Below are 5161 nucleotides of genomic sequence, written 5' to 3' on the forward strand. Positions count from 1 at the left end.
GCCGTCGGGCCTGCCCTTTGCCGCACTGATCAACTCACCCGGCTCAGTTCTTGTGCTCGACCTCGCCGCGCAGCGTCACGAACTCCTTCTGCAGCTCGGCCTTGCCCTTGAAGAGCATCGCGAACATGCCGATGCTGCCGTTGTCCGACCACACGCAGATCGCGGTCTTCACGCCGCTCGCGGTGGTCTCACCGCACTTGGCGATGCCGCCGAGCGGGCCGGGGTCGACGTCGGTCATGTCGCTCGCGGACATGCCGCTCGACGACATGCCCTTGGTGAACTCGTCGAACCGGCTCTCCGCCGAGCCCGTGAGCGACGAGGCGGCGACCACCATGACCAGGTCCTGCTTGAGCACGTCGCCGTAGGCGGCGGCCACCGAACCGGTCGCGCCGGGCACCTTGGAGATCTCGCCGTCGAGCTGGTCGACGCTGGCGGTCAGGGTCGGGTCGGTGACCTTGTCGCGGCCGCCCAGGGTCACCGGCTCGCTGACCGTGATCTTCGCCGCGTCGACGACATCGCCCACCTTGTCCTTCGCCACGAAGAACGCCACCGCGGCGCCGCCACCGCACAGCACCAGGACCACGGCGGCGATGATCAGAATGATCTTGCCGGCCGAGGACTTCTTCTTGGGCGGAGGAGCGCCGAACGGCGGCGCCGGCTGACCGCCGAACTGCGGCGGCTGCTGGCCGTATTGCGGCGGCTGCTGGCCGTATTGCGGCGGCTCCTGGCCGTACTGCGGCTGCCCGTACTGCTGTGGCTGCTCCTGGCCGTATTGCGGCCGGCCGTAGGTCTGCGGCTGCTCCTGCCCGTACTGCGGCTGCCCGTAGGTCTGCGGCTGCGACTGGCCGTATTGCGGCTGGCCGCCGAACGGGTCGTTCGACTGGGGCGGGTAGCCGCCGCCCGAGGACGGCGCCGGCGGTGGTGGAGGTGCGTAGCCGCCACCCGACGAAGGTGCAGGCGACTGGTAGCCCGGCTGCTGCGGCGGATAGCCCTGCGGCTGGCCGGACTGAGGGTCCTGCGGATAGGGCGAATACGGCGGCTGCGACATATGAACTCCAGTAGAAGACATGCCTGGCCGCCGGAGCCTACCCAGAGATCGCCTGCCGGACGGACGCCCCCGTGCCATTTCTGACACGGGGGCGTCGGATAACAGACATCAAGCGGGAAGGCTGGCAATTCCCTTCGGCAGGAAACGCTTCCCGGTCACCCGTTCGGCGATCCCGCTGCGATCCAGGAACGGCGTGATCCCGCCGAGGTGGAACGGCCACCCGGCGCCGAGCACCATGCACAGGTCGATGTCCTGCGCCTCGGCCACCACGCCCTCGTCGAGCATGATGCGGGCCTCCTCGGCCAGCGCGGCGAGGGTGCTCTCGCGTACCTCGTCGGCGGTGGACGGAGCGGAACCGCCCTTCACCAGCTCGGCCAGCGCGGGGTTGATCTCGTCGTCGACCATCAGTGGCAGGCCGGCGTCGACGATCTTGCGGAGGCCGGGGCTCTCGCCGAACCGGTCCGGGAACGCCTCGTGCAGCGTCTCGCCCACGTGCAGGCCGACCGCCGGCCCGACGAGCTGGAGCAGCGCGATCGGGCGCATCGGCAGGCCCAGCGGGTCGAACGCGGTGTCCACCACGGCCGGCGGAGTCCCCGCGTCGATCGCCTTGAAGATCTCGCTGGTGTAGCGGGTGAGCAGCCGGTTCACCACGAAGGCCGGCGCGTCCTTGACCAGCACGCAGGACTTGCGCAGCTCCTTGCCGACCGCGAACGCCGTGGCCAGCGTCGCGTCGTCGGTGCGCTCGCCGCGGATGATCTCGAGCAGCGGCAGCACCGCGACCGGGTTGAAGAAGTGGAAGCCCACCACGCGCTCGGGGTGCTCGAGGTCGGCCGCCATCGCGGTGATCGACAGCGAACTGGTGTTCGTGGCGAGCACGGCCTCCGGCGTGACGATCTTCTCCAGCTCGGCCCAGACCTGCTTCTTGACGTCGAGGTTCTCGAAGACCGCCTCGATCACGAAGTCGGCGTCGGCGAACACCGACTTGTCCACCGAGCCGCTCACCAGGCCGCGCAGCTTGGCCGCGGTGCCCTCGTCCATCCGGCGCTTGCCGACCAGCTTGTCGATCTGGCCGCGGACGTAGTCGACGCCCTTGTCGACGCGGGACTGGTCGAGGTCGGTCATCACCACCGGCACCTGCAGCCGCCGCGCGAAGAGCAACGCCAGCTGCGAGGCCATCAGGCCCGCCCCCACGATGCCGACCTTGGTGACCTTGCGGGCCAACCCCTTGTCGGGTACGCCCACCGGGCGCTTCGCGCGACGCTGCACCAGGTCGAAGGCGTACAGGCTGGCCCGGGACTCGTCGCCCATGATCAGATCGGCCAGGGCCTGCGTCTCGGCGGCCGTGCCGTCGGAGAACGACGCGTCCTTGGCCAGAGCCAGCAGCTCGAGCGCCTTGTTCGCGGACGGCACCGCGCCGTGCAGCCGCTCGTCGAGCTGCTGCTTCGCGAAGAACAGCACGCCGTCCCACATGTCGCGGTCGACCTCGGGCCGGGTCACGGTGACCTCGCCCCGGACCACGCCGGCCGCCCACTCGATGGACCGTTCGAGGAAGTCGGCCGGCTCGAGCAGTACGTCGGCGACGCCCATCTCGGCGGCCTGCTCGGGCTTGAGCACCTTCTGCGTCAGCGGGTTCTGCAGGATCACCTGGGCGGCGCCGGCGATGCCGATCAGGTTGGGCAGCAGCTGGCTGCCGCCCCAGCCGGGGACCAGCCCGATCGCGACCTCGGGCAGGCCGAGGGCCGCCGCGCCGCCGGAGACCGTGCGGTAGTGGCAGTGCAGCGCGACCTCGAGGCCGCCGCCCAGCGCCGCGCCGTTGACGAAGGCGAAGGTCGGGATGGTGGAGTCCTTGAGCCGGGCGAACACCCGGTGCCCCAGCTCGCCGAGCTCGACGGCCTGCTCGCGGCTCGTGATCAGCGGCATGCCGGTGATGTCCGCGCCGACGCAGAAGATGTACGGCTTGCCGGTGATCGCGATGAACGCCGGGTCTTTTGAAACCGCCGCCGTGATCGCCGCGTCCAGTTCCTTGAGCCCGGCCGGACCGAAGCTGTTCGGCTTCTTGTGGTCGAAGCCGTTGTCCAGGGTGATCAGCGCGGCCTTCTTGTCGAGGCCGGGGACGCTGATGAGGCGCATCAAGGCCTTGGTGACGACCTCGTTCGGGTTCTCGGTCACTTGCCCTCCCATGCCGGGTTCTCCCAGATGACCGTGCCGCCCATGCCGATGCCGATGCACATCGCGGTGAGGCCGTAGCGGACCTCGGGGTGCTCGGCGAACTGCCGCGCGAGCTGGGTCATCAGGCGTACGCCGCTGGAGGCGAGCGGGTGGCCGACGGCGATCGCGCCGCCCCACGGGTTGACCCGGGGGTCGTCGTCGGCGATGCCGAAGTGGTCGAGGAACGCGAGCACCTGCACCGCGAACGCCTCGTTGAGCTCGAACAGCCCGATGTCGTCGATGGTGAGACCGGCGAGCCGCAGCGCCTTTTCGGTCGAGGGGATCGGGCCGTAACCCATCACCTCGGGCTCGACGCCGACGAACCCGTACGACACCATCCGCATCGCGATCGGCAGGCCCAGCTCGCGGGCCGTCTCCTCGGCGGCGAGGATGGACGCGGTCGCGCCGTCGTTGAGGCCGGCCGCGTTGCCCGCGGTCACCCGGCCGTGCGGGCGGAACGGCGTCTTCAGCGTCGCCAGCTTCTCCATCGACGTCGCGCGCGGCGCCTCGTCGGCCGTGGCCAGGCCCCAGCCCTCCTCGGCGATGCGGGTCGCCATGGGCACCAGGTCGGGCTGCAGCTTGCCGTTCGCGTACGCCTTCGCCGTCTTCTCCTGCGAGGCGAGCCCGAACGCGTCGGCCCGCTCCTTGGTGATCCCCGGCAGGCGGTCGTGCAGGTTCTCCGCTGTCGAGCCCATCACCAGCGCGGACGGGTCCACCAGCTTCTCGGCCAGGATCCGTGGGTTGGGATCGACGCCGTCACCCATCGGGTGGTGGCCCATGTGCTCGACACCGCCGGCGATGGCGATGTCCATCTGGCCCATCGCGATGCCGCCGGCGACCGTGGTCACCGCCGTCATCGCGCCGGCGCACATGCGGTCGATCGCATAGCCCGGCACGGTCTTGGGCAGGCCGGACAGCAGCGCGGCCGTACGGCCGATGGTCAGGCCCTGGTCCCCCGTCTGGGTGGTGGCCGCGATCGCGACCTCGTCCACCCGCTCGGGCGGCAGCTGCGGATTGCGGCGCAGCAGCTCTCGGATGCAGCGGATCACCAGGTCGTCGGCGCGGGTCTCGGCATACATGCCGCCCGCCTTGCCGAACGGAGTGCGGACGCCGTCGACGAAGACGACCTCCCGAACTTGACGGGGCACAGCAAGCCTCCCGGACTTCGCGAGCGCGGATGGCATTACCCTACTCGTCGGTAACTAAGCCTCGCCAGGAACTGTGGCATCTGCCTCTGGGAGAACCTTCGCCAGCCCGTCGGCGATCAGGCCCACCTGCCACGCGCGGGCGCCGAAGCCCCGCAGGATGTCGCCCACCGTCTGCGGCGTCACCTCGTCCGGCGGCGCCCAGGCCAGCCGGCGGATGAAGTCGGGACTGACCAGGTTCTCCGGCGGGAGCGTGTGCGCCTCGGCGGTGCCGATCACCACCTGGCGGCAGCGAGCCAGCCGGGCCGCCGCGACCGGGTCGCGCTCGGCCCAGCGGTGCGGGGGTGGCGGACCGTCCACCGGCTGGTTCACCGGCAGCGCGTCGTCCGGCAGGGCCCGAGCCTCGTCCAGCGCGTCCAGCCAGACCCGGGCCAGGCGGCGCACCGAGCGGCCACCGAAGCCGGGCAGGCCGAGCAGGGTGCGCTCGTCCTTCGGGTCGATCTCCGCGGCCGCCACTATCGCCGAGTCGGGCAGAACCCGGCCGGGTGCCGAGTCGCGGCGGGCGGCGACGCCGTCGCGGGCGTACCAGAGGGCGCGCACCCGGGACTGGGCGCGGGCGCCGCGGACCCGGTGGATGCCGGAGGTGCGGCGCCACGGGTCCGGGCGTACCCGAGGGGGCCGGTCGGCGCCGGCCACCAGCGCGGCGCTTAAAAAATAGAAACAAATTCCAAATGAAATTATTGTTCCTAAGGATGGTATA

General features: G+C 70.7%; 4 protein-coding genes. All 4 read right to left on the reverse strand.

Features of this window, described 5'->3' with window-relative positions; genetic code table 11:
• Positions 1 to 43: 43 nt before the first annotated feature.
• Positions 44 to 1048 (reverse strand): hypothetical protein, encoded by a 1005-nt coding sequence (locus AB0M20_RS26280; RefSeq protein ID WP_364302555.1) that lies wholly within the window; start codon positions 1046 to 1048, stop codon positions 44 to 46.
• Positions 1049 to 1156: 108 nt separating this feature from the next.
• Entirely contained in the window at positions 1157 to 3229 is a 2073-nt protein-coding gene (locus AB0M20_RS26285; protein ID WP_364302557.1) for a 3-hydroxyacyl-CoA dehydrogenase NAD-binding domain-containing protein, read from the reverse strand.
• Positions 3214 to 4404 carry a thiolase family protein gene (locus AB0M20_RS26290; RefSeq protein WP_364302559.1) on the reverse strand — a complete coding sequence of 397 codons (1191 nt, stop codon included), beginning with the start codon at positions 4402 to 4404 and terminating at the stop codon, positions 3214 to 3216. The genes AB0M20_RS26285 and AB0M20_RS26290 overlap by 16 nt, the downstream gene beginning before the upstream one ends.
• Before the next feature lie 54 nt (positions 4405 to 4458).
• On the reverse strand, positions 4459 to 5161 hold a 703-nt coding region (locus AB0M20_RS26295; RefSeq protein WP_364302561.1), incomplete at its 5' end, for an HRDC domain-containing protein.

The organism is Actinoplanes sp. NPDC051633 (genome assembly GCF_040681735.1).
Classification (GTDB): Bacteria; Actinomycetota; Actinomycetes; order Mycobacteriales; family Micromonosporaceae; genus Actinoplanes.

What these genes read in the sequence shown, in the direction of transcription:
- AB0M20_RS26280 (WP_364302555.1), bottom strand. Translation starts at nt 1,048, where the DNA reads ATGTCGCAGCCGCCGTATTCGCCCTATCCGCAGGACCCTCAGTCCGGC.
- AB0M20_RS26285 (WP_364302557.1), bottom strand. Translation starts at nt 3,229, where the DNA reads ATGGGAGGGCAAGTGACCGAGAACCCGAACGAGGTCGTCACCAAGGCC.